General features: G+C 66.6%; 23 protein-coding genes, 1 tRNA gene and 1 pseudogene. 8 read left to right on the top strand and 17 right to left on the bottom strand.

Annotated elements, in window-relative coordinates; translation table 11 throughout:
* Window positions 1–10 precede the first annotated feature (10 nt).
* Entirely contained in the window at window positions 11–1,399 is a 1,389-nt protein-coding gene (locus tag G6N43_RS04165) for a flavin monoamine oxidase family protein (protein ID WP_083154903.1), read from the top strand.
* Window positions 1,400–1,458: 59 nt separating this feature from the next.
* Here the strand turns inward: G6N43_RS04165 and tgt are convergent, their stop codons facing one another.
* Window positions 1,459–2,715 (bottom strand): tRNA guanosine(34) transglycosylase Tgt, encoded by a 1,257-nt coding sequence (tgt, locus tag G6N43_RS04160; RefSeq protein WP_083154905.1) that lies wholly within the window; start codon window positions 2,713–2,715, stop codon window positions 1,459–1,461.
* 17 nt (window positions 2,716–2,732) lie between these two features.
* Here tgt and G6N43_RS04155 point away from each other — a divergent pair, with 17 nt between their 5' ends.
* A complete protein-coding gene (locus G6N43_RS04155; protein WP_083154906.1) occupies window positions 2,733–3,167 on the top strand; it encodes a lipoprotein LpqH in 435 nt (144 codons plus the stop codon).
* A 123-nt stretch (window positions 3,168–3,290) separates the two neighbouring features.
* Window positions 3,291–3,755, top strand: a complete 465-nt coding sequence (locus tag G6N43_RS04150) for a lipoprotein LpqH (protein ID WP_083155014.1) — start codon at window positions 3,291–3,293, stop codon at window positions 3,753–3,755.
* 59 nt (window positions 3,756–3,814) lie between these two features.
* On the opposite strand, the gene G6N43_RS04145 is transcribed toward G6N43_RS04150, so the two are convergent.
* Window positions 3,815–4,168, bottom strand: a complete 354-nt coding sequence (locus G6N43_RS04145) for a DUF732 domain-containing protein (RefSeq protein ID WP_083154908.1) — start codon at window positions 4,166–4,168, stop codon at window positions 3,815–3,817.
* Window positions 4,169–4,217: 49 nt separating this feature from the next.
* On the opposite strand from G6N43_RS04145, the gene G6N43_RS04140 reads away from it, so the two are divergent.
* Window positions 4,218–4,589, top strand: a complete 372-nt coding sequence (locus tag G6N43_RS04140; protein ID WP_083154911.1) for a hypothetical protein — start codon at window positions 4,218–4,220, stop codon at window positions 4,587–4,589.
* Between the two features lie 67 nt (window positions 4,590–4,656).
* Window positions 4,657–5,064, top strand: coding sequence for an ATP-binding protein (locus G6N43_RS04135; RefSeq protein WP_083154913.1), 408 nt, complete (start codon window positions 4,657–4,659; stop codon window positions 5,062–5,064).
* Here G6N43_RS04135 and G6N43_RS04130 read toward each other — a convergent pair.
* The 7 genes and pseudogenes from G6N43_RS04130 to G6N43_RS04100 all read right to left on the bottom strand — a co-directional run bounded on the left by G6N43_RS04130 (window position 5,061) and on the right by G6N43_RS04100 (window position 12,124).
* Window positions 5,061–5,510 carry a response regulator gene (locus tag G6N43_RS04130; RefSeq protein WP_083154915.1) on the bottom strand — a complete coding sequence of 150 codons (450 nt, stop codon included), beginning with the start codon at window positions 5,508–5,510 and terminating at the stop codon, window positions 5,061–5,063. The two genes, G6N43_RS04135 and G6N43_RS04130, sit on opposite strands and share 4 nt — an antisense overlap.
* The gene (locus G6N43_RS04125) at window positions 5,507–7,078 is read right to left on the bottom strand and encodes a sensor histidine kinase (protein WP_083154917.1); all 1,572 of its coding nucleotides are present in this window, start codon (window positions 7,076–7,078) and stop codon (window positions 5,507–5,509) included. Before G6N43_RS04125 ends, G6N43_RS04130 begins: the two co-directional genes overlap by 4 nt.
* Window positions 7,075–8,262, bottom strand: coding sequence for a PP2C family protein-serine/threonine phosphatase (locus G6N43_RS04120; protein WP_234810179.1), 1,188 nt, complete (start codon window positions 8,260–8,262; stop codon window positions 7,075–7,077). Before G6N43_RS04120 ends, G6N43_RS04125 begins: the two co-directional genes overlap by 4 nt.
* 122 nt (window positions 8,263–8,384) lie before the next feature.
* Window positions 8,385–9,144 (bottom strand): annotated as a pseudogene (locus G6N43_RS04115) (dihydrodipicolinate reductase); the annotation flags it as partial.
* A 79-nt stretch (window positions 9,145–9,223) separates the two neighbouring features.
* Entirely contained in the window at window positions 9,224–11,446 is a 2,223-nt protein-coding gene (locus G6N43_RS04110; RefSeq protein WP_234810180.1) for a SpoIIE family protein phosphatase, read from the bottom strand.
* A gap of 188 nt (window positions 11,447–11,634) precedes the next feature.
* Window positions 11,635–11,952 carry a hypothetical protein gene (locus G6N43_RS04105; protein ID WP_083154922.1) on the bottom strand — a complete coding sequence of 106 codons (318 nt, stop codon included), beginning with the start codon at window positions 11,950–11,952 and terminating at the stop codon, window positions 11,635–11,637.
* Between the two features lie 81 nt (window positions 11,953–12,033).
* Window positions 12,034–12,124, bottom strand: a tRNA-Ser gene (locus G6N43_RS04100).
* 201 nt (window positions 12,125–12,325) lie between these two features.
* Here G6N43_RS04100 and G6N43_RS04095 point away from each other — a divergent pair.
* On the top strand, window positions 12,326–12,628 hold the full coding sequence (locus G6N43_RS04095) for a DUF732 domain-containing protein (RefSeq protein ID WP_083154924.1): 303 nt from the start codon (window positions 12,326–12,328) through the stop codon (window positions 12,626–12,628).
* 4 nt (window positions 12,629–12,632) lie between these two features.
* Here the strand turns inward: G6N43_RS04095 and G6N43_RS04090 are convergent, their stop codons facing one another.
* Window positions 12,633–13,085, bottom strand: coding sequence for a nucleoside deaminase (locus tag G6N43_RS04090; RefSeq protein ID WP_083155018.1), 453 nt, complete (start codon window positions 13,083–13,085; stop codon window positions 12,633–12,635).
* A 13-nt stretch (window positions 13,086–13,098) separates the two neighbouring features.
* A complete protein-coding gene (locus G6N43_RS04085; RefSeq protein WP_083154926.1) occupies window positions 13,099–13,620 on the bottom strand; it encodes a tRNA adenosine deaminase-associated protein in 522 nt (173 codons plus the stop codon).
* Between the two features lie 93 nt (window positions 13,621–13,713).
* Between G6N43_RS04085 and G6N43_RS04080 the strand changes: the two genes are divergently transcribed.
* Window positions 13,714–14,673: a prephenate dehydrogenase gene (locus G6N43_RS04080; RefSeq protein WP_244960511.1), complete on the top strand. Its 960-nt coding sequence runs from the start codon at window positions 13,714–13,716 to the stop codon at window positions 14,671–14,673.
* On the opposite strand, the gene G6N43_RS04075 is transcribed toward G6N43_RS04080, so the two are convergent.
* From G6N43_RS04075 to G6N43_RS04055, 5 genes are read right to left on the bottom strand one after another with little or no spacing between them, the layout of a single operon-like run.
* Complete coding sequence (locus G6N43_RS04075; protein ID WP_083154930.1) at window positions 14,636–15,232, bottom strand: putative glycolipid-binding domain-containing protein; 597 nt, start codon at window positions 15,230–15,232, stop codon at window positions 14,636–14,638. The genes G6N43_RS04080 and G6N43_RS04075 overlap by 38 nt on opposite strands.
* A 4-nt stretch (window positions 15,233–15,236) precedes the next feature.
* On the bottom strand, window positions 15,237–15,995 hold the full coding sequence (locus tag G6N43_RS04070) for an ABC transporter permease (protein WP_083155020.1): 759 nt from the start codon (window positions 15,993–15,995) through the stop codon (window positions 15,237–15,239).
* 5 nt (window positions 15,996–16,000) lie between these two features.
* Window positions 16,001–16,666, bottom strand: coding sequence for an ABC transporter permease (locus G6N43_RS04065; RefSeq protein ID WP_083154932.1), 666 nt, complete (start codon window positions 16,664–16,666; stop codon window positions 16,001–16,003).
* A gap of 2 nt (window positions 16,667–16,668) precedes the next feature.
* Window positions 16,669–17,775, bottom strand: a complete 1,107-nt coding sequence (locus G6N43_RS04060) for an ABC transporter ATP-binding protein (RefSeq protein ID WP_083154934.1) — start codon at window positions 17,773–17,775, stop codon at window positions 16,669–16,671.
* Entirely contained in the window at window positions 17,772–18,716 is a 945-nt protein-coding gene (locus tag G6N43_RS04055) for an ABC transporter substrate-binding protein (protein ID WP_083154937.1), read from the bottom strand. The genes G6N43_RS04060 and G6N43_RS04055 overlap by 4 nt, the downstream gene beginning before the upstream one ends.
* 129 nt (window positions 18,717–18,845) lie before the next feature.
* On the opposite strand from G6N43_RS04055, the gene G6N43_RS04050 reads away from it, so the two are divergent.
* Window positions 18,846–19,223, top strand: a complete 378-nt coding sequence (locus G6N43_RS04050) for a LapA family protein (RefSeq protein WP_083154939.1) — start codon at window positions 18,846–18,848, stop codon at window positions 19,221–19,223.
* A gap of 85 nt (window positions 19,224–19,308) precedes the next feature.
* Here the strand turns inward: G6N43_RS04050 and G6N43_RS04045 are convergent, their stop codons facing one another.
* Window positions 19,309–20,337 (bottom strand): phosphotransferase family protein, encoded by a 1,029-nt coding sequence (locus tag G6N43_RS04045; RefSeq protein ID WP_083154941.1) that lies wholly within the window; start codon window positions 20,335–20,337, stop codon window positions 19,309–19,311.
* Between the last annotated feature and the right edge of the window lie 3 nt (window positions 20,338–20,340).

Here is a 20,340-nt window from a genome sequence, read left to right as displayed (position 1 = left end):
AAGTGGCCCGATGGTGCAGCCATCGACCAGGGAAGCCGACGTCATCGTCGTCGGAGCGGGACTCTCCGGAATGATCGCGGCCCGAAAGCTGCTCGAGGCGGGCCTCACCCCGCTGGTCCTGGAAGCCGACGAACGGGTCGGCGGACGCATCCTCACCGAGGAGGTCGTGCCGGGCATCCCGGTTGAACTCGGCGCGCAATGGATCGGCGACACCCACGAGCGCATGTTCCGCCTCGCCGCGGAACTCGGGGTCGAGACCTACCCGCAGTACGACGAGGGTGAGACGTCGTACGAACTCGCCGACTCGGGGGTGTTGCGGGAGAACGAGTTTCACGCCCGCTTCGAGTCGGAGCTCAAGGAACTGGAGCTGGTGCTGCGAAGGCTCGACGTGCTGGCCGAGGAGGTCCCCGTCGAGGCGCCCTGGTCGGCGCCGCGGGCACTGGAATGGGACGCCATCACCGCGGGCGCCTGGTATGACGCGCAGGGACTTTCGCCGGTCGCGCGCACGCTGCTGGAGATCTGCACCGTCGGGATCCTCGCTGTCCCCACCGCCGAGGTGTCCTTCCTGCACCTGCTGTTCACGATCAACACGTGCGGTGTGACGTCGGAGTTGTTCGCCGAATCGGAGGGCGGCGCGCAGACCACGCGGTTCGTCGGCGGCACCAGCGAGATCCCGAAGCGGCTGGCTGCCCTGATCTCCGACCGCATCGTGCTCAATGTGCCCGTCCAGCTGATCGAGCACAGCGCGGACAGCGTCACCGTGCATTGCCGCGGCGGGCTGGTCGCGCGCGGTCGACGGGTCATCGTCGCGATCTCGCCGACGCTCGCCGGGCGCATCATGTACGACCCGCCGCTGCCGGGGATCCGCGATCAGCTGACCCAACGGCTGCCCAACGGGTCGGCGATGAAGGCGTTCTTCATCTACGACGAGCCGTTCTGGCGCAACGACGGGTTCAACGGCCAGCTCATCTCCGACGTCGGCCCGGCCCGAATGTCGAACGACACCTGCATACCGGGCGACGACCGCGGGGTGATCCTGCTGTTCCTCGAGGGCGACCAGGCCCGCACCTACGGTCGCCTGCCCGAGAGCGAGCGTCGCGAAGCTCTCACCGCCGAACTCGTCCGCCACTACGGCAGCGCCGCCGCCAAGCCCCAGTTCTATATCGACGGCGAATGGTCGGAGCGGCAGTGGACCCGCGGCTGCTACAACGCGAACCACGGGCCACACGTGTGGACCACCTACGGGTCGGCGCTGAGCACGCCGATCGGCGCAATCCATTGGGCCTCAACGGATACCGCGACCTATTGGAGCGCCTACATGGAAGGCGCGGTCGACGCTGGCGAACGCGCCGCCGAAGCCGTCATCGCCGAGCTGGGTCGCGCTGAGCACCGGTTGTAACCGCACGGCGAGAATTCGGCCGCGATCGCGCCACGGCGTTACACCCGCGGCGCGCTGGGTCACGTCGAGTAGTAGCGGCCCAGCACTTCTGCGCGCAGCTCGTCGAATTCACCCGTCCTGATCGCCGCGCGAATCTTGTCGACCATCCGGATGACGAATCGCTCGTTGTGGATCGTGCAGAGCGTCGCGGACAGGATCTCCTTTGCCTTGAACAGGTGATGCAGGTAAGCCCTGGTGTAGTTCTCGCAGGTGTAGCAGTCGCAGTCGGCGTCGATCGGCGTGAAGTCGCGCCGATACCGCGCATTGGTGATGTTGAACCGCCCCGTCGCCGAGTACACGGCGGCGTTGCGCGCCACCCGCGACGGCGACACGCAGTCGAACGTGTCGGCGCCCGCGGCGATCGCGTCGAACAGGTCGTCGGGCTCGCTGATGCCGAGCAGATGCCGTGGCTTGTCCTCGGGTAGCTCGCTGGTGACCCAGCCGACGATGGTCGCCAGGTTCTGCTTCTCCAGTGCCCCGCCGATGCCGTAGCCGTCGAACCCCACGCCGTCCTCGCCGACGATCTTCGTCAGCCCGCGCGCCGCCGCTCTGCGCAGGTCCTCGTACTGCGCGCCCTGCACCACCCCGAACAGGGCCTGCTTGGGCCGATCCGGAGCCGCAGCCGTGAGCCGGCGGTGTTCGATCACGCAGCGCACCGCCCAGTCGTGGGTGCGCTGCACCGATTGCTCCTGGTAGCCGCGGGTGTTCACCAGCGTCGTGAGCTCGTCGAACGCGAAGATGATGTCGGCGCCCAGCTGGTGCTGGATGCGAATCGAGCTCTCGGGGGTGAACCGGTGCGTCGAGCCGTCCAGATGCGACCGGAACGTCACCCCGTCGTCATCGACGTTGGCGAGTCGCTCCTTGCCCTCGGCGATGATGTCGTCGGCCTGGACGCGCTTGGTGTCCATCGCCAGCACCTTGCGAAAACCGGCGCCCAGCGAGAGCACCTGGAAGCCGCCGCTGTCGGTGAAGGTGGGTCCCGGCCAGTTCATGAAGGCGCCGAGGCCGCCCGCCTCATCGACGATGTCGGGCCCCGGCTGCAGGTACAGGTGATAGGCGTTGGCCAGGATGGCCTGCGCACCAAGACTTTTCATGATCTCCGGCAGCACCGCCTTGACGGTCGCCTGCGTGCCGACGGGAATGAACGCCGGCGTGTGGATGTCCCCACGCGCGGTTCGGATGACGCCCGCGCGCCCGGGCCGGTCGGGCAGCTCCGCGTCGATGCTGAAAAAAGGTGCCGACGAGTCCTTCGGAGCAGACGAATTCGGCGCGGCCACGTCGTAGATTCTGCACTGTGAGAACTCAGCTGCTGGTCACCGCCGCCCTCGCCCTGGCTCTGGCAGGTTGTTCGTCGGCGCCTTCCGATTACACCCCGCCGCCCGGCCAGCTGGTCGCAGGCACCGCGCAGGTCAAGGTCAACGGCCACGACGCAGGCACCACCGACGCGGTGCAGTGCAACACGACCGGGCCTCTGACCATCATCACCACCGGTGACGAGGCCAGCGGCATCACCGCGATGGTGTCCAACAAAGACGAGCTCACCGCCGAGTCCGTCTCGATCCGCGACCTCGGCGGGTTCACCGGCAGCTACAACGCCGGGCTCGGCGACAGCGCCGACGTCTCGATGTCCGGCCGCACCTACGACATCAGCGGAATCGCCGACGGCTTCGACACCGACAGCCCCAGCTTCCGGAATTCGGGAACTTTCGAAATCAAGGTTTCCTGTTAGCCATCCGGCCCGCCCCGGGTCACGTTTTCGTCTAATCCAGTGTCGCGTCCGGTGACGCGCACCATACTGCTGAAGACGATCCGCCGATCTTGTCGGGTCGCGACAACACAAAGGAGAACAGTGGTGAAGCGTGGGTTCGTGGTCGCCGTGGGCGGCATGGCTATCCTCATCGCCGGTCTGACCGGGTGTTCATCTGGCGAAAAGAAGTCTGAGACCACCGGGGAGACCTCCTCTGCCGCCGCGGCCGAGGGCAAGACCACAGTGACGATCGACGGTGCGGACCAGGCGGTCCAGGGCACGGTCGTCTGCAGCTCCATGGGGGGCAACATGAACATCGCGATCGGCGATGCCGCGACGGGTATCGCAGCGGTCGTGAGCGAGGGCGATGAGCCCACGGTGCAGTCGGTGGGCCTGGGCAACGTCAACGGCGTGACGCTCGGCTACCAGAGCGGCACCGGACAGGGCGAGGCCAAGGCCGAGAAGGACGGCAAGACCTACAAGATCAGCGGCACCGCGACGGGTGTGGACATGGCCAACCCGCTGCAGCCGGTCAACAAGCCATTCGAAATCGAGGTCACCTGCCCCTAGTCAGGCTCATTTCGGCGGCGGCGTCCCGAAAGGGGGCGCCGCCGTTGTCATGACAGGGTTCAGGCAGGCGGCAGCGTGTAGCCGGCCGCGGACTGACGCAGCTGCCAGATCTGCGCCGGGCACAGCTCGTTGACGGCCTGGTTGATCAGGTAGGCGCCCTGGTAGTAGTCGGACGTGTGGAAATCGGCCTTCACCTGGTCGACCAGTTGCGCGTAGCTCATCTTGGCCGCCACCCGGTCGCAGATGGTGTTGCCGTACCCGATCGCGGCGTCGGCGTTGGGGAAGTTGTATCCGGGCCGCACGTGCACGTTCACGAGGTATGCGACGACGTCCGCCTCGGCCGTCGGCGCCAGCGCGACCGCGGTCGCAGCGGTCGCCAGGGCGGCGGCCGCGGTGGTAAAGGCCATCTTCATGAACCGAAACCATACGCGGGCGGTGCCGGGAAAACCTACGCTATGGCTCATGAAGATCCTTGCGGCAGCGGCACTGGCGTGCGGGTTCGTGGCGGCGCCCATGGTGATCGCGGCGAACGCATCGGCTTCACCCGGCTACTGTGACGGCGCGGATTGCGTGCCATATCTCACACGCAGCGCGGTCGCCGGTGAGCACTGCGTGCAGAACACCCGCTACAACTGGGGCGTCGACGCGTCGGGCAATACGTTGGCCTGCAGTTCGGGCAGTGTCTGGATCCCGGCTCCACCGCTGGTGGGAGTTCGTACGCTGCGGTTGCCCTGCGGTGAGGAGAAGGGCGTGGCCCAGTCGCCGGACGGTGTTCCGCTCGCCTGCGTGGGCGGCGCGTGGTCCGCCGATTACAGCTGGACCTTCTACCGGTAAGTCACACACTCATAACGCGCCGATTTCTTGCGTGAGATATCTGCCCTTTCGGGGTACAACGACGGGCGTGGCAATCGATGCGTGTTCGCGACCGGTCGAGTCGCTTCGCATCGAGGTCCCCGCGGCAGCCGAGCGGCTCGCCGAAATCCGACGCAAACTGACCGGCTGGCTCAAGCCGATCGGGATGTCCAGCTCGCGCATCGCCGACATCGTGCTGGTGGTCAATGAGGCGTGCACCAACTGCATCGAGCACGCGTATCGCGACATCATCGGCGGGCGAATCCGCATCGACGCGGTGCACGACAAGGGCCAGATCGTCGTCGACATCGCCGATGACGGTGTGTGGCAGACGCCCCCGACCCAGCCGAGCACCCGCGGCCGCGGGCTGTCGATCATGCGTGCGGTGAGCACGGGCGTCGACGTCAATTCCTCGACAAAGGGCACCACGGTGCGAATGCGATTCGCAGCCCCTTAGAGTTGCGGCAGCCGCACCACCTGAACGAAGAACTCGTCGATCTGCCGCACCGCGTTCATGAACTGATCGAGATCTACCGGCTTGGTGACATACGCGTTGGCGTGCAGCTTGTAGCTGCGCAGGATGTCCTCCTCCGCCGAGGACGTCGTCAGCACCACCACTGGGATGTGGCTGAGGTCCGGATCGGATTTGATCTGCTCGAGCAGCTGGCGGCCGTCGTACTTCGGCAGATTCAGGTCCAGCAGGATCAGGTCGGGCCGCGGGGCGTTCTCGTAGACACCGCGACGGTACAGAAAGTCCAGGCCTTCCTCGCCGTCGCGTGCGACGTGAAGATTGTTCTTGATCTTGTTGTGCTCGAACGCTTCCCGAGTGATCAACTCGTCTCCGGGGTCGTCCTCGACGAGCAGTACGTCGATAGCGCGCACGGTGGCGGGCTCGGCCGTCATGCAGGTGTTCCTTCCAGGTCGGCCGCGACGCGTTCGCCGGCGGCAACGGGAATCGTGAATCGGACTCTGGTTCCCCCTTGGAAGGAGTTGTCAATCCAGATTCGGCCGCCGTGGTTTTCGGTGATCTTCTTACACAGCGCAAGGCCGATTCCGGTGCCGGTGTAGACATCGCGGCCGTGCAGGCGCTGGAAGATCACGAACACCTTGTCGGAGAACTCCTCGGGAATGCCGATGCCATTGTCGGTCACGGTGAGCGTCCACGGCGCATCGGCCTCGTCCTCGTCGCGTTCGCAAGTGACGACGATGCGTGGGGCGACCCCGTCGCGTTTGAACTTCACCGCATTGCCGATGAGGTTCTGCCACACCATCGTCAACAGCGTGGGGTCTCCCGTGATTCGCGGCAGCGGCTGCCCTTCGCGAACGATCTCGGCACCCGATTCGGCGATCGCGGTGTCGAGGTTTTCGATCGCTTCGTCCAGCGTCGCGCCGAGGTCGACCTCGGCGCGCGTCGGGTTGAGCCTGCCGACGCGGGAGAACGTGAGCAGGTCGTTGATCAGAGTCTGCATGCGCTTGGCGCCGTCGACGGCGAACGCGATGTACTCGGTGCCGCGTTCGTCGAGCTTGTCGCCGTAGCGCTTCTCGATGAGCTGACAGAAGGAGGCGACCTTGCGCAGCGGCTCCTGGAGATCATGGCTGGCGACGTAGGCGAACTGCTCGAGCTCGGCGTTGGACCGCTGCAACTCGAGAGCCTGCTCGGCCAGTTGTGTTCGCGCCTTCTGCGTGGCTTCGAGTTCGTCGATGATCCGCTGGCGCATGTCCTCGACGTCCGCCGCGATGGCCCGGATGTCCTTGGGGCCCTGGGGCACGATCTTTTCGCTGAAGTCGCCCTGGGTGATCTTTCGGCACGATGCGGCCAACGCGGTGAGCGGACGGGTGACCGCGGTTCGGATCACCACCGCCGACAGCACCGCGGCGACGATCAATGCGACGACGATCGCGGTGAAGACGGCGTTGCGCCAATTCTGCAGTGTCGCAAGCTCATTGACCGCGTCATCACGTTCCTGCTGCAGGTGCAGCAGCTGCGAGTCGAAGTTCTGCCGGAGGGTATCGAACAGGGCCTTGCCCCGCGTGGCAGTGCCGGTGTCGCCGACCTCGGGCGCGGTCGGTTTGATCTCGGTGATCAGCGGCTCGGCGTACTCGCTGCGCCACGTCGCGGAGATGCGCTCGATGTCCTCCAGATCGGCCAGCAGCTTCGCGCGCTCACCGGCATGATCCCGGATCACCTGCGCCGCATCAGCTTCGGCCTTCTGGCCGTTGACATACGGCTCCAGAAACCGCGGGTCGGCGGTGATCGCGTACCCGCGGATCGCAGTCTCCTGATCGCGCAGCGCTGCCTGCAATTGGTACGCCGCGATCCGCATCGGCCCGATCTCCGCGGTGATCTCGTTGGACACGTCGTCGTTGCGGTTCAACAGCACCCCACCGGCGATGGATCCGGCGAGCACGACGACACCCATGGCCGCCAGGACCAGGTTCTGCCAACCCTGAACGGTCGGTTGCCATTTCATCCGGTCGACGTCCGCTCGACCCGCACCACCGCGATGTCGTCGCTGATGCCGCCGACGGACTGCGCGCGGCGCTCGACGTCGTTGATCAACGCATCGACGAACTGCGCGCCGGGAACGTGCGCGTAGGATCGCGCCACCTCGAGCAGACCCGCCTCCATCAGCCGCTCGGTGCCGTGCCCTGAGCGTCCTTCGATCAGTCCGTCGGTCAACAGCACCAGGCCGTAGCCCCGTGGAAGCTCCATGATGTTCAGCGGCCATTCGTACCCGTTGAGCCCCAGCGCCGGCCCCACCTCGGGCTCCAACCACTCCACCGAATCGGGTCCGTGCAGCAGCATGCCCGGATGCCCTGCGGACACCACGTTGAAGCTCAGATCGTCGGGGGAGAGTGCCACGGACTGCACCGTCGCGAAGATGCTCGTGCCGGGGCGTTCGGTGCTCAGGATCCGCTCCAGCTGACGCATCCGCTCATTACCGCGCAGACCGGCGAACGTCAGCGCGCGCCAGCCGATGCGCAGGGCGACCCCGAGCGCGGCCTCGTTCGGGCCGTGGCCTGCCACGTCACCCACCATGACGTGCACGGTGCGGTCGGGCGTCTGGACGAAGTCGTAGAAGTCGCCGCCCAGAAGGGCGAACTGCCTGCTGGGCCGGTACTGCGCGACGATGTCGACGCCGGGGTTGTCCAGTAACAGCGGCGACGGCAGCAAACCGCGTTCGAGGCGGGCGTTCTCCTTGGCGCGCAGTTCGCTGGCATGCAGTTCCACGGCGGTCAGCTCGGCGCGTTTGCGCTCGACCGCGTACAGCAGCGCGCGGCGCAGCGTCTCGGGCTCGACACGGCCCTTGACCAGGTAATCCTGCGCTCCCGCCGCGAGGGCTGACACGCCGAAGTGCTCGTCGTGGAGACCGGTCAGCACGACGACCGGCATCGTCACGTCGTGTCGGGCGACCTGGTCCAGCGCCTTGATGCCGTCCGCGTCGGGGAGGTTGAGGTCCAGCAGCATGCAGTCCGGACGGGATACCTCCAGGTGACGACGCGCAGCCCCCATCGACGGCGCCCATACCACCTGCATATCGGGGTCCGCGTCGGCGATCAGTTCCTCGACCAGCACCGCATCGGCACGGTCGTCTTCGACGAGCAGCACCGAGAACGGCCGCTCATCGGCGGCCGGATAGTCGGACGCACTCACCACAGGGTTATATACCGAAGACAATCGCAACCACGTTTTCTCGCGCTTGTCACCGTGGCCGCTCTGACCTCTTTTTTAGTGACCCTCCGACAATAGCCGTTAACCCCTGTGCAGTCGCCCGAACCCGTATGACTACGAATTAACGGCAGCGTCGACGCGAATCCGGGTGGCGCCTCGCACACGGCGGGCACCGCATTGAGGATCTGCATTCCCGTCGCGACACTGGCCGAGCGCACGTGTTCTTCTATGGTGGCGTCGCGGGTGAAGCTGGCCAGCGACATGGAGTGGGTGCGCATCGACGGATCGCCTTCGATGGTGAGCGTCCAACCGTGCGCGGGCTTGGGCCAGTGGCCGGGGTACTCGCCGCCCACCGTCCACAGCGTTTCGATCTCGATGAGTGCTTCTCCGTTTCGGCGCCCCACCCAGTTCCAGCGCTGCCCGGCCGTCGTGCCCGCGGCCAGTAGATGGTCGAAGATCTGGTGATCCTGTTCGGCGGGGATGGCCTCCACGGAGTACACCGGAGAGGTTGCCGGGGTTGATACCGCTGCCGTGTACGGAGCTGGCGCCCTTCTCGCAGGCGGCGAGGACGCGGTCGCGGTCCCCAGGCTCGATCCGTGCGGGATGGAACAGAAAGGCAGTCGTGACAACGTTTTTGCCGCTCTCCAGCAGTCGGCATACGTCGTCGAACGCCGCGGTGCGGGGCGTGTAGATGACGCAGTCGGCGTCAAGGTCCAGGATCTGGCCGACGTCGGTGGTCGCGGTGACGCCGATCGGCTCACGGTCGACGAGCGTGCCGATGTCGACGCCGTTCTTGGTCTCGGAGTACACGAGTGCGCCGACGAGCTCGAGATCGTAGTCGTGGTCGAGAATGGCGGTGACGATCTCGCCGCCGACCGTGCCGGTACCCCATTGAATCACCCGATGCGCCACGATCGGACCGAACACCGCGCGGGCCGACGGCCTAGAGACGGCGGAGGGTCACGATGGTGACGTCGTCGTCGGTTTCGCTCGACGCCATCGCCGTCGAGATCCAGGTCGCCGTCGAATCGGCTGCGCCACCGAGTGTTTCGGCCAACCGCTCGATGCCGTCGTCGATCGGCTCATCGCGCCGTTCCACGAGGCCGTCGGAGAACATCACCAAACCCTGGCCGGGTGCGATCGCGAAGGTGCTCGCGTCATACGTCGTACCGATCGCTCCGATCGGCGGCGACAACCGGACGGGCGCGGGGACAGCCACCTGTCCTGGTCGGGTGATGTACGGGATCAGGTGGCCGGCGCACGCCGCTTCAACCGACCCCGACCCCAGATCGACGCGCGCGATGATCACGGTGACGAACGCGCGCGAGACCATGTGCAGGCAGAAATCGTTGAGCCGATCGAGCGCTTCGGCGGGGGTGTCACCGGTGAACAGATACGCGCGCAACGCATTTCGCACCTGCGCCATCGTTCCGGCGGCGGCCATGCCATGACCCGCGACGTCCCCGATCAACACGATCAACCGACCGTCGCGAGTCTCGAACGCGTCGTACCAGTCGCCGCCGACGCGCCCCCCGACGGCGGGTTCATAGTGCGCAGACAGCTGCCAGCCGTCGACGGTGGGTATCGACGTCGGCAACAGGCTGCGCTGCAGGGTCTCCGCGACGCGAAGCGCACCCCGGGTGCGGCGGTACAGCGATTCGACGAGGTGTCGCCGCAGCGACTCGGCGGATTCGACCTCGGTCGTCACCCACGGCTCGGAGCAGCGATGCACGATCTCGCGCCACCGATCGAAGGACTTGCGTGGACTCAGCCGAACCTGGTCGCCTTCGCTGGTCGCGATCGCCTTGTTGTGCGGGTCGCCGCCCCAGTCGACGGAACGCAGCACCTCGCTTCGAAACCAGATCGCATACTGCCCGTCTGGCAGGTTGATCGCCAGCGCACCGGAGGTCAGCTGCGGATCGAGGTCGAGGTCCGGCAACTCCCGGGACAGCGACTCGCTGCTGGCGATCTCGTCGCCCGCGTCACGCGCCCATGCCGCGACGGCGGCCACCGCGTCCTGCGGCGGCACCGACCCCAGTGCCTGGTACTCGCCGCCGATGTTGACCACGGCGCCGTCGGCGGGCACGAGGTCGAGAAGGTCGGGAGCGCCGAGCAGCACCGCGGTCAGCGATTCACTGTCGTCCAGCGTGGCGGCGGTGAGCTTGCTCAGGACGGCCTGCGCGGCCAGCCGCTTGTGCAGTTGTTCGTCCTCGAACTGGTCGACGAGTCGCAGCGACAGGGTCGAGCCGAGGAATTCGGCGGCCGCCCTGGTCCCGAACGGCGGGAGATGCGGACCGGCGTAGTGATGGCACGCGATCAGTCCCCACAGCCGGCCGTGCCGCAGCAGCGAGATCGACATCGAGGCCTGCACACCCATGTTCTGCAGGTACTCGATGTGGATCGGCGAAACGCTGCGCAGCGTCGCGTGTGTCAGGTCGGTCGGCTCGCCCCGATCCGGGTCGACCGCGGGCAGCAGCGGCGACGGCGTGTAGCCGACGTCGTCGATGAGCCGCAGCCAGTTCTTCTCGTACAACGCGCGAGCCTGCGCCGGGATGTCGGACGCCGGGTAGTGCAGACCCAGGAACGGGTTGAGCTCGTCACGCTTGGCCTCGGCGACGACCTCGCCGTTGTACTGCTCGTCGTAGCGGTACACCATCACGCGGTCGAAGCCGGTGAGCTCGCGGACCGAGCGCGCGGTGGCGTCGTAGAGCTCGGTCAGGGTGGCGGCGCGGTTTAGTTCGTCGATCGAACTGCGCACGGCCAGATAGGTGTTCGGGAAGGAGAACGGCCGTTCGCCGTAGGCGATTTCGACCTCGACAAGCAGCACGCCGCCCGGCTCGCGATGCAGGATGACGTCGAACGCAAGAGGCTCACCTGCCACGTCGATGACGCATTCGAGCGGGTTGCGTTGGCGTAGATCACCGGGCGCCGACGTCGCCTGTTCGACGCGGGTCGCCTCGTCGAAACCGATCAGCGATGACAGGTGCTGCCCCAGAACGCTTTCCGCGGGGCGTGCGAGAAGGTCCGCGACGTTGGCGCTGACCTGCCGTACCTCGAAGTCGGACTCCCGCACCACGGCCAGCACACCGCGGGGTTGGACACTGCCGGGAATGTGGATCGGCTCGCGCGCGCAGTTGTCGAGATCGACGGGCGTACCGACCGGCACAAAGTCTTCGGCAAAAGGCAACAGTCAAGCCCCCAAGATGGTCGAATCTTTGAGCCCGCTGCTGGACCACATCACTGGCCAGTATGCACTGTCCCTATTCGGACGCGAATTGCCCGGCCCGCCCGCGACTTTGGGCGACAAGAAAGGGGCACCCGAACTGGGTGCCCCTTCCTGGTCGAGCTGCTGTGTCAGCGACCGTTGCCGAACCTCGGGGTCGTGTCGGTGGTGGCACTCTGGTGGTTGTCGAGCACCCAACCGTGGTGGCCCAGGTCGGCTTGCGCCGGACCGGCCAATCCCAAAACCGCCGCGGCGAGACCGCTGGCAACGATGGCAGCGAATCCGAACTTCTTCATTTCGATACCTTCTTCTGTGTTTCCGCTTCTGCCGGTTCTGTGTTGTTTCGAACCGGCATAGTTGAAGGAACAGCGCAGGTCAGCGGAATAATTCCGGTGGCAGAAATTGATGCTTGGTTGGCAGAAATCGATCGGGAACCCGTGTCCGGTCATGTGCCAGCGACCACATTTCGGCAAAGCTATCGACGGGTCTCACACAGACCGAGGCCGGTGAACACCTGCGTCGGGAAGTTATGGCGGTGGCGGAGGGATTTGAACCCTCGGTGGGGGGTTACCCCACACACGCTTTCGAGGCGTGCTCCTTAGGCCGCTCGGACACGCCACCGTGTGGCAGCTTACCGACGAGGGTGCCGAGCGCCCAAACCGTCACATAATCACGGCCGGCGGCGTCATCATTTGATGACGCCGCTAGCTCGGTCATGTCCCCATAGCCGAGAGTCAAAGAGCTTTCGAGACCGAATCGACGCATGTCGGTCACGCGTGGCCAGCCACCTAACCGGGTAGCCAGCCGCTAGAAAGGTGGGCAATGAAGATCACTGTGCTCGCAGCCCTGGCGATCTCCGGGGCAATCGCGTCGCTCGTTCACGCGCCGAGCGCCGTCGCCGCCCCCGATTCCGAGTACTGCACGAGCCTGGCCAGAGCGGGATATCCGGGCGACTGCGCCACCTTGACCACCCTCGCCAAGAACGTGTGCGCCCAATACGACCAGGGTCTTGATCTGGATACCATCGTCGCTCGCCTGGACGTCATCACCAAGGATCAAGGCCTGTCGAACTACATCATGGCCGGCGCTCCGCTGTACTTCTGCCCGAAGTACGCCTCCAACTAAAACCTCACCGCTGGCTGGCGAAGAACGCCTCCAGCGGCGCCGCACACTCGGCAGCCAGCACTCCCCCGCGCACATCCGGGCGGTGCGTCAGACGCCGGTCGCGCACCACGTCCCACAGCGAGCCGACCGCCCCGGTCTTGGGTTCCCACGCCCCGAACACCAGCCGTGCGACCCGCGCCATCACCAGCGCCCCGGCGCACATCGTGCAGGGTTCGACCGTCACCGCCAGCGTCGTGCCCTCCAGTCGCCAGCCGTCGCCGAGCACCTCCGCGGCCGCCCGCATGGCCAGGATCTCGGCGTGCGCCGTCGGATCACCCGTCTCCTCACGGGCGTTGGCCGCCCGCGCCAGCTCGGTGCCGTCGGCGGCCCACACGACCGCGCCGATCGGGACGTCCCGCGGTCCGGCACCCGCCGCCGCGTCCATCGCGGCCCGGACCAGGTCCTCGTCGGTCACCAGTGCAATAACCGGCTCACCGGCCGAGACGGTCGAGCACCGCCGACAGTTCGTCGGCGAACCCCATCTCGCGCGCGATCCGCCCGATCTGCTCGTCGGCGTACAAATCCGACTCGTCGAGGATGACGGCCAGCACCGCATCTGGCAGGCCGATGTCCGAGAGCAGGCCGAGATCGCCCTCCTCGAACGGCTCGTCGGGATCCAGATCGTCCTCGCTGATGTCGTTGTCCAGCTTCTCCAGCACTTCCGCGGCGATGTCGTAGTCCAGCGCCGCGGTGGCATCCGAAAGCAACATCCGCGTCCCGGCCGGGGCAGGTCGCAGAATCACGAAAAACTCGTCGTCAACGTCGAGCAGCCCGAAGACCGCTCCCGCACTGCGTATTTCGCGAAGCTCGGTCTCGGCGGCGGACAGACTGGTCAGCGCCGCTGAGCGCATCGCGGCGCATCGCCACTTACCGTCCTCACGAATCACAGCCACGCCGAATCCGTCCGGGCGGTCGGCGGCCTGCTTCGACGCTGCGGCACGCTGTGCTCCCATGGGGGCCAACGGTAGTCGCCGACCAGGGGATTGACCAGAAATCCGCAGCATGGCTGATGCCGCGCGTTACCAGGGATGTGCCAGGGTGGAAGGGTGACGAACACACCGGTCTGCGTGATCGGGCTCGGCCTGATCGGCGGCTCCGTGATGCGCGCCGCCGCGGCCGCTGGACGCGAGGTCTTCGGCTACAACCGCTCGATGGAGGCCGTCCAAGCCGCGACGGCCGAGGGTTTCGACGCCACCGAGGACCTCGACGCAGCGTTGACCCGGGCCGCGGCGGGCGACGCGCTGATCGTGCTCGCCGTGCCGGTGCCTGCCCTGGCGCAGATGCTGGGCCACATCCGCGATCTGGCACCGCAATGCCCGCTGACCGACGTCACCAGCGTGAAAACGTGCGTCCTGGACGAGGTCCGCGCCGTCGGCCTGCTCGACCGCTTCGTCGGCGGTCATCCGATGGCGGGCACCGCGGAGTCCGGCTGGGCGGCGGGGAACGCCCGGTTGTTCGTCGGTGCACCCTGGGTGATCAGCGTCGACGACCACGTCGACCCCGACATCTGGACGCTGGTGATGAACCTGGCGCTGGACTGCGGCGCCGTGGTGGTGCCCGCCCGCTCGGACGAGCACGACGCCGCCGCCGCGACGATCTCGCACCTGCCGCACCTGCTGGCGGAAGCGCTCGCCGCGACGGCCGGTGAGGTGCCGCTGGCGTTCGCGCTGGCCGCCGGGTCGTTCCGCGACGGGACGCGCGTCGCGGCCACCGCACCCGATCTCGTCCGCGCCATGTGCGAGGCCAACGCCGATCAGGTGCTGCCCGTCCTCGACCGGACCCTCGACCTGCTCAACCTGGCCCGCACCGCACTCGCCGAGGGCAGCCCGCTGACCGAACTCGTCGACGCGGGCCACGCCGCGAGGGTTCGCTACGACAGCTTCCGCAGGCCCGAGATCGTGACCATCGTCGTCGGGGAGGACAACTGGCGCGAGGCACTGGCCGCCGAGGGCAGGGCCGGCGGGGTGATCAGATCCGCTCTGCCAACCCTGGATAGTCGAGGATGAACCCCTCGGAGTCGACGGTCACCGTGGTCTCGGCGACCGGCGAGTGCAGCTTGATGCCCCCCGGGGCACTGCTGTAGCTGATCGTCACTTCCTCGACCGAGAGCTCGGGCAAGCGGACGTACACCACCGGCAGGACCACGGACTCGTTGCGCTCGTACAGCCCGGTGCGCCGGATGGGCAGGGCGTTGAAGAACGGGCTGAAGACCACGTCGACGTCCAGCGCACCCCCGTAGGCGGCCCGGCTGGTCTCGCCGGTGTGCTGCTGGACGAGCCACATGTTCTCCTCGTCCCGCGCGATCGACAGCTGGCGTTCCCGCTCGGCGAGCGTCACGGTCATCGACAGCCGCTTGGTGGCGCCGGTTTCGTCGGTCACCAGGTCATAGGACGCGGAGAAGGCGGGATGCGACGGGGTGGCGGCGGCGACGATCCGGCCGTAGGCCTTGATGCGGTTGCCCGAGAGCTGCACCCGCACCGACTCCATCCGGGGCTCATCGTGCGCACGCCAGGTCAGAGTTGCCGGCCACGACGCCTGCTGCTCCGAGCGCGCTGCTTCACTCACTCATCTACCGTAATTGACGAAGACTCGGCTCCGACACCGGTTCCGCCGATGATCGCGACTCCAGCGCCACCTCGTCGCTGAGCAACGGCTGCGGCATCCGGCGAAGCCGTCCCGCGCCCGGCGCCGACACCCAGACCGCGAACGCGAGAAGACCGTCGAGAACCAAGGCCAGCGCCGTCACCATCAGCGCGCCGACCAGCGCCAGATAGAACTCGCGGACCTTGATGCCGTCGATCAGATACCGGCCCAGGCCGCCCAGGCTGGCGTACGCCGCGACGGTCGCGGTCGCGACGACCTGCAGCGTCGCAGTCCGCAGACCGCTGAGAATCAGCGGCATCGCGATCGGTGTTTCGACGCGCAGCAGGATTCGCCGCTCGGTCATGCCCATCGATCTGGCGGCGTCCACCACTGTTGGATCGACATTGGCGATGCCCGAGTAGGTGCCCGCGAGCAGCGGCGGGATGCCGAGCAGCATCAGCGCGACGGTGGGCGGCACCAGTCCCAGGCCCCACAGCAGGACACCGAGCAGGAGCACGCCGAGGGTCGGCAGTGCGCGCAGGGCGTTGACCCCCGTGACGACCAGGAAGGTGCCGCGGCCGGTGTGGCCGATGAGCATGCCGAGCGGGACGGCGATGAGGGCCGAGCAGACGACGGCGATCACCGTGTACTGCAGATGCTCGAAGATGCGCGCACCCAGCCCGGCCGGGCCACCCCAGTTGGCCGCGGTGAAGATGTACGCCAACGCTTCCTGCAGGAAGGTCATCGGGCTCATCCGGTCACCGCCTTGACGCGGCTCGGACGCCCCGCTCGCGCCCAGGGCGTCAACGCCTTACCGGCCAGCATGATCAACGTGTCGATGACGACCGCCAGCACGAAGATCGCGATGATGCCGGCCACGATCTGATCGCTCTTGTTGGCCTGGTATCCCTCGGTGAACCACGTGCCGAGACCGCCGACGCCGATCACCGAACCGACCGACACCATGGAGATGTTGGTGACGGCGACGACGCGCAGACTGGCGATGAGCACCGGAATCGCCAGTGGTAGTTCAACTTTCAGCATCCGCACCAACGGCTTGTAGCCGACGGCGGTGGCGGCGTCGAGCACCGCTGGCGACACCGCGTCCAGCGCCTCGGGAACGGCGCGCACCAATAGCGCGACGGTGTAGAGCGTCAGCGCGACGATCACGTTCGCCTCGTCGAGGATGCGTGTGGGAATGATCAACGGCAGCACGACGAACAGCGCGAGCGACGGGATGGTGAAGATGATGCTCGCGGTCAGCGTCGTGATGCGTCGCAGCATCGTGGTCCGTTGCACGACCGCGCCGAGCGGCACTGCGATGACCAAACCCAGCAGGACCGGGATCAGCGACAGTCGCAGGTGGATCAGCGTCAGCATCCACAGGTCGTCGAGGTGGTTCAGCAGATACCGCACGACTAACCCAGCTCCGGGATACGGCGCTGCTCCTTGAGTGCCTCGAGGACGTCGTCGGCGCGCACCCCGCCGATCAGCCGGCCCTCGTCGTCGACCGCGACGCCCAGTCCGCTCGGTGAGGACAACGCGGCGTCCATGGCCTGCCGCAGGGTGTGGTCCGGCCGGAAGAACGAGCCGCCACCGATGGTGCTGTCGTAGAGCGCCTTGCCCTTGCGGTGCAGGTCGACGCCCTCGGCGTTGATCCACGCGTAGGGCTTGCCCTCCTTGATCACGAGCGCCCACTCGCCCTGACCCAGTGACACGCTGTCGACGTCGTCCTCGGCGACGTGGCTGATCTCGTGCAGCGGCAGCCCCGTCGCGTGGAAGAACTGCAGCCCCCGATATCCGCGGTCGGCACCGACGAATGCCGAGACGTGTTCGTTCGCCGGGTTTGACAACACGAACGCGGGGTCCGCGTACTGCAACAGCACTCCGCCGCGGCCGAACACCGCGACCTTGTCGCCGAGCTTGACCGCTTCGTCGATGTCGTGGGTGACGAAGACGATCGTCTTACGCAGTTCGCTTTGCAGCCGCAGGATTTCGGTCTGCAGATCCTCGCGCACGACGGGGTCGACGGCGCTGAACGGCTCGTCCATCAAGAGGATCGGCGGATCGGCGGCCAACGCCCTGGCGACCCCCACGCGCTGCTGCTGACCACCCGACAGCTGCGCCGGATAGCGGTTGGCGAGCTTGGGATCGAGGCCGACGCGTTCCATCACGCCCAACGCGGATTTGCGTGCGCTGCGCCGTGATTCGCCGCGCAACACGGGAACGGTCGCGACGTTGTCGACCACCCGCAGGTGTGGCATCAGCCCCGCGCTCTGGATGACGTAGCCGATGCCGAGTCGCAGCTGGACAGGGTCGACCTTGGTGAGGTCCTTACCGTCGACGGTGAGCGTGCCCGAGGTCGGGTCGATCATCCGGTTGATCATCCGCATCGAGGTGGTCTTACCGCAGCCCGACGGACCGACGAAGACCGTGAGCGTGCCCTCCGGAACCTCGAGCGTCAGATCGTCGACCGCGACGGTGCCGTCGGGGTACCTCTTGGTGACGTTTTCGAAGGTGATCATTTCTGCACCGGTTGGTCGAAGCCGTTGTCCTTTATCCACTTCTCTGCCGCTTCGTCGGGGTCGATTCCTCGATTGCCCTCGACGGCGGTGTTGAGTTGGATCAGCGCCTCGGTGGTCAGCTTGGCGCTGACCGCGTCGAGCACTGTCTTGAGTTCGGTAGACATCTTCTGCGAAGCGACCAGCGGAACGACGTTCGCGGCGAGGAAGACATTCTCCGGATCTTCGAGGACCACCAGTTTGTTCTGTTCGATCGACGGTGAGGTGCTGAAGATGTTGGCCGCGGTGATGGTTCCGCTGGTGAGTGCCTTCACCGTCGCGGGGCCACCGCCGTCGCTGATCGAGACGAAGTTGGCGGGCGTGATGTCCAAGCCGTACTTCTCCTTCAGCCCCACCAGACCGGTCACCCGGGTCTGAAACTCCGATGGCGCACCGACTTTCACCTCCGCCGAATGCTTCGCGAGGTCGGCTATCGACTTGAGATTCCAGCGCTGCGCCGTCGCCTCGGTGACCGCCAGGGTGTCCTTGTCCTCCGCCGGCGACGGATACAGGATCGACAGGTCGCCGGGGAGCGCCTTGAGCAGCGCGAGCAGTACCGCATCGGGCGTCGTCGCGGTCGCCTCCGGATCGAAGTACTGCAAGAGGTTGCCGGTGTACTCCGGGATCAGATCGATGGAATGATCTTGCACCGCAGGGATATAGGTCTCGCGGCTGCCGATACCGAACTGGCGGCGGACCGTGAAGCCGTTGGCCTCCAGCGCCTGGGCGTAGATCTCGGCGATGATCTTGCTCTCCGTGAAGTCGGCCGAACCGACCGCGATCGACTTCAGATCGCCCGATATCTGTCCACCGCCGAGCGGGTTGGAACTGCCGCACGCCGACGATAACGATGCGATCAATGCGAGCAGAGCCACCAGGAACGGCAGCGATTTACCAGGGGACATATGACAGCCCTCTCGGCCTTTCGACATCTGATGGACAGTATCGACATGCAGGCGGTATCGCCGCGCTTTAGCTCAGCGTGAGTACCCATACTGGTTTCATTCGACGCCCGGAAAGGCAAAGATGGACACATGACCAGCGATCCGCCTGTCCCGCCCGACCTGCCGCCACCGCCGGTATCCGGGAGAGGCGAGCCGCCGGACCCGGTCGCCACCCCGGGCGAATACCTCGTCAAACCGGAATCGGCGCTGAAGTTCACGCGTGCCGCCGCGCTGTGGGCGGCGTTGATCGCCGGATTTCTCATCCTGATCGTGCTGTTGGTGTTCATCATGCAGAACACCGAATCCACGACCATCCACTTCTTCGTCTGGGAGTGGAATCTGCCTGTGGGCGTGGCGATTCTGTTGGCCGCAGTATGCGGAGGCCTGCTGACGGTTGCCGTGGGCACCGCGCGCATCGTGCAGCTGCGCCGCGCCGCGAAGCGCAACCTCAAGGCGCAGAGTTTCTGACTCCCGCGCCAACCCCGGCGAGCAGGCGCAAACGCCCCCTATTTCGCGGCGTGTTGGGGGTATTTGCGTCTTCTCGCGGTGAGAACTAGCGCTTCAACGTCTCGAGACCCGCGCTGATCAGCGGGCCGACGGCCTCGGCGACCTGGTCGGTGTCCTCGGCGACGCCGCCACCCTCCCGGCCCCGGTAGGCGATACCTGCGGAGATGATCGCCAGCTTGAAGTAGGCCAGCGCCATGTAGAAATCCCAATGATCCAACTCGACGCCGGCCGCGACGGCATACCGCTGCGCCAACTCGTCGGCCGACGGGATCAGCGGCGACGACCATGCCGCGTCTGCGTGCACCAGGTTGAACATCGGGTGGCGATACACACACATCAGCGCGGCGTCGCTGATCGGGTCGCCCAGCGTCGACATCTCCCAGTCGAGCACCGCGAGCACCTTTGTCGCGTCGTCCTTGTCGAGCATCGTGTTGTCGATGCGGTAGTCGCCGTGCACGATCGCGGTGCGGCTCTGCGCCGGAACCGCTTCTGCCAGAGCCGAATGCAGCCGTTTCACGTCGGCGTCGCACGGATCGTCCTCGGTGCGCACCAACTCCCACTGCCCACCCCAACGCCGGACCTGACGCTCCAGATAGCCCGTCGGCTTACCGAAGTCGCCGAGGCCGACCGCCTCCGGATCGACCGCGTGCAGGTCGGCGAGGACCTTTATCAACGCGTCGACGCACGCGTTGATGACCTTCTGGTCACCGAGCGCCTCGAGTTGATCGGTGTGCCGCACGACGCGGCCGTCCACGTACTCGACCATCTGGAACGGCGCCCCGAGCACCGAGTCGTCGTCGAGCATCGTGACCGCGCGGGCCACCGGCACCGCGGTGTCTTGCAGCGCGGCCACCACCCGGTATTCGCGCGCCATGTCGTGGGCCGACGGGGTCAGGCCGTGCAGCGGGGGACGGCGCAACACCCACTTGGACGCGTCGTCGTACACCAGAAAGGTCAGGTTGGACCGACCACCGGAGATGAACTCTCCGCGCAGGTCGCCGGAGCGAGGGATCCCTGCGGAGCGCAGGTGACGGTCCAGGGCGTCGAGGTCAAGCCCGTCCAGCGAAGTTGTCACCGG

The organism is Mycolicibacterium moriokaense (assembly GCF_010726085.1).
GTDB classification, from domain to species: domain Bacteria; phylum Actinomycetota; class Actinomycetes; order Mycobacteriales; family Mycobacteriaceae; genus Mycobacterium; species Mycobacterium moriokaense.
The sequence above is the reverse complement of the archived record's forward strand: the minus strand, read 5'-3'. Positions and strand labels throughout refer to the sequence as shown.

What these genes read in the sequence shown, in the direction of transcription:
- G6N43_RS04085 (WP_083154926.1), bottom strand. Translation starts at nt 13,620, where the DNA reads ATGGGAGCACAGCGTGCCGCAGCGTCGAAGCAGGCCGCCGACCGCCCG.
- G6N43_RS04130 (WP_083154915.1), bottom strand. Translation starts at nt 5,510, where the DNA reads ATGACGGCCGAGCCCGCCACCGTGCGCGCTATCGACGTACTGCTCGTC.
- G6N43_RS04095 (WP_083154924.1), top strand. Translation starts at nt 12,326, where the DNA reads ATGAAGATCACTGTGCTCGCAGCCCTGGCGATCTCCGGGGCAATCGCG.
- G6N43_RS04050 (WP_083154939.1), top strand. Translation starts at nt 18,846, where the DNA reads ATGACCAGCGATCCGCCTGTCCCGCCCGACCTGCCGCCACCGCCGGTA.
- G6N43_RS04105 (WP_083154922.1), bottom strand. Translation starts at nt 11,952, where the DNA reads ATGACCGGACACGGGTTCCCGATCGATTTCTGCCAACCAAGCATCAAT.
- G6N43_RS04060 (WP_083154934.1), bottom strand. Translation starts at nt 17,775, where the DNA reads ATGATCACCTTCGAAAACGTCACCAAGAGGTACCCCGACGGCACCGTC.
- G6N43_RS04140 (WP_083154911.1), top strand. Translation starts at nt 4,218, where the DNA reads ATGAAGATCCTTGCGGCAGCGGCACTGGCGTGCGGGTTCGTGGCGGCG.
- G6N43_RS04070 (WP_083155020.1), bottom strand. Translation starts at nt 15,995, where the DNA reads ATGACCTTCCTGCAGGAAGCGTTGGCGTACATCTTCACCGCGGCCAAC.
- G6N43_RS04165 (WP_083154903.1), top strand. Translation starts at nt 11, where the DNA reads ATGGTGCAGCCATCGACCAGGGAAGCCGACGTCATCGTCGTCGGAGCG.
- G6N43_RS04055 (WP_083154937.1), bottom strand. Translation starts at nt 18,716, where the DNA reads ATGTCCCCTGGTAAATCGCTGCCGTTCCTGGTGGCTCTGCTCGCATTG.
- G6N43_RS04145 (WP_083154908.1), bottom strand. Translation starts at nt 4,168, where the DNA reads ATGAAGATGGCCTTTACCACCGCGGCCGCCGCCCTGGCGACCGCTGCG.
- G6N43_RS04125 (WP_083154917.1), bottom strand. Translation starts at nt 7,078, where the DNA reads ATGAAATGGCAACCGACCGTTCAGGGTTGGCAGAACCTGGTCCTGGCG.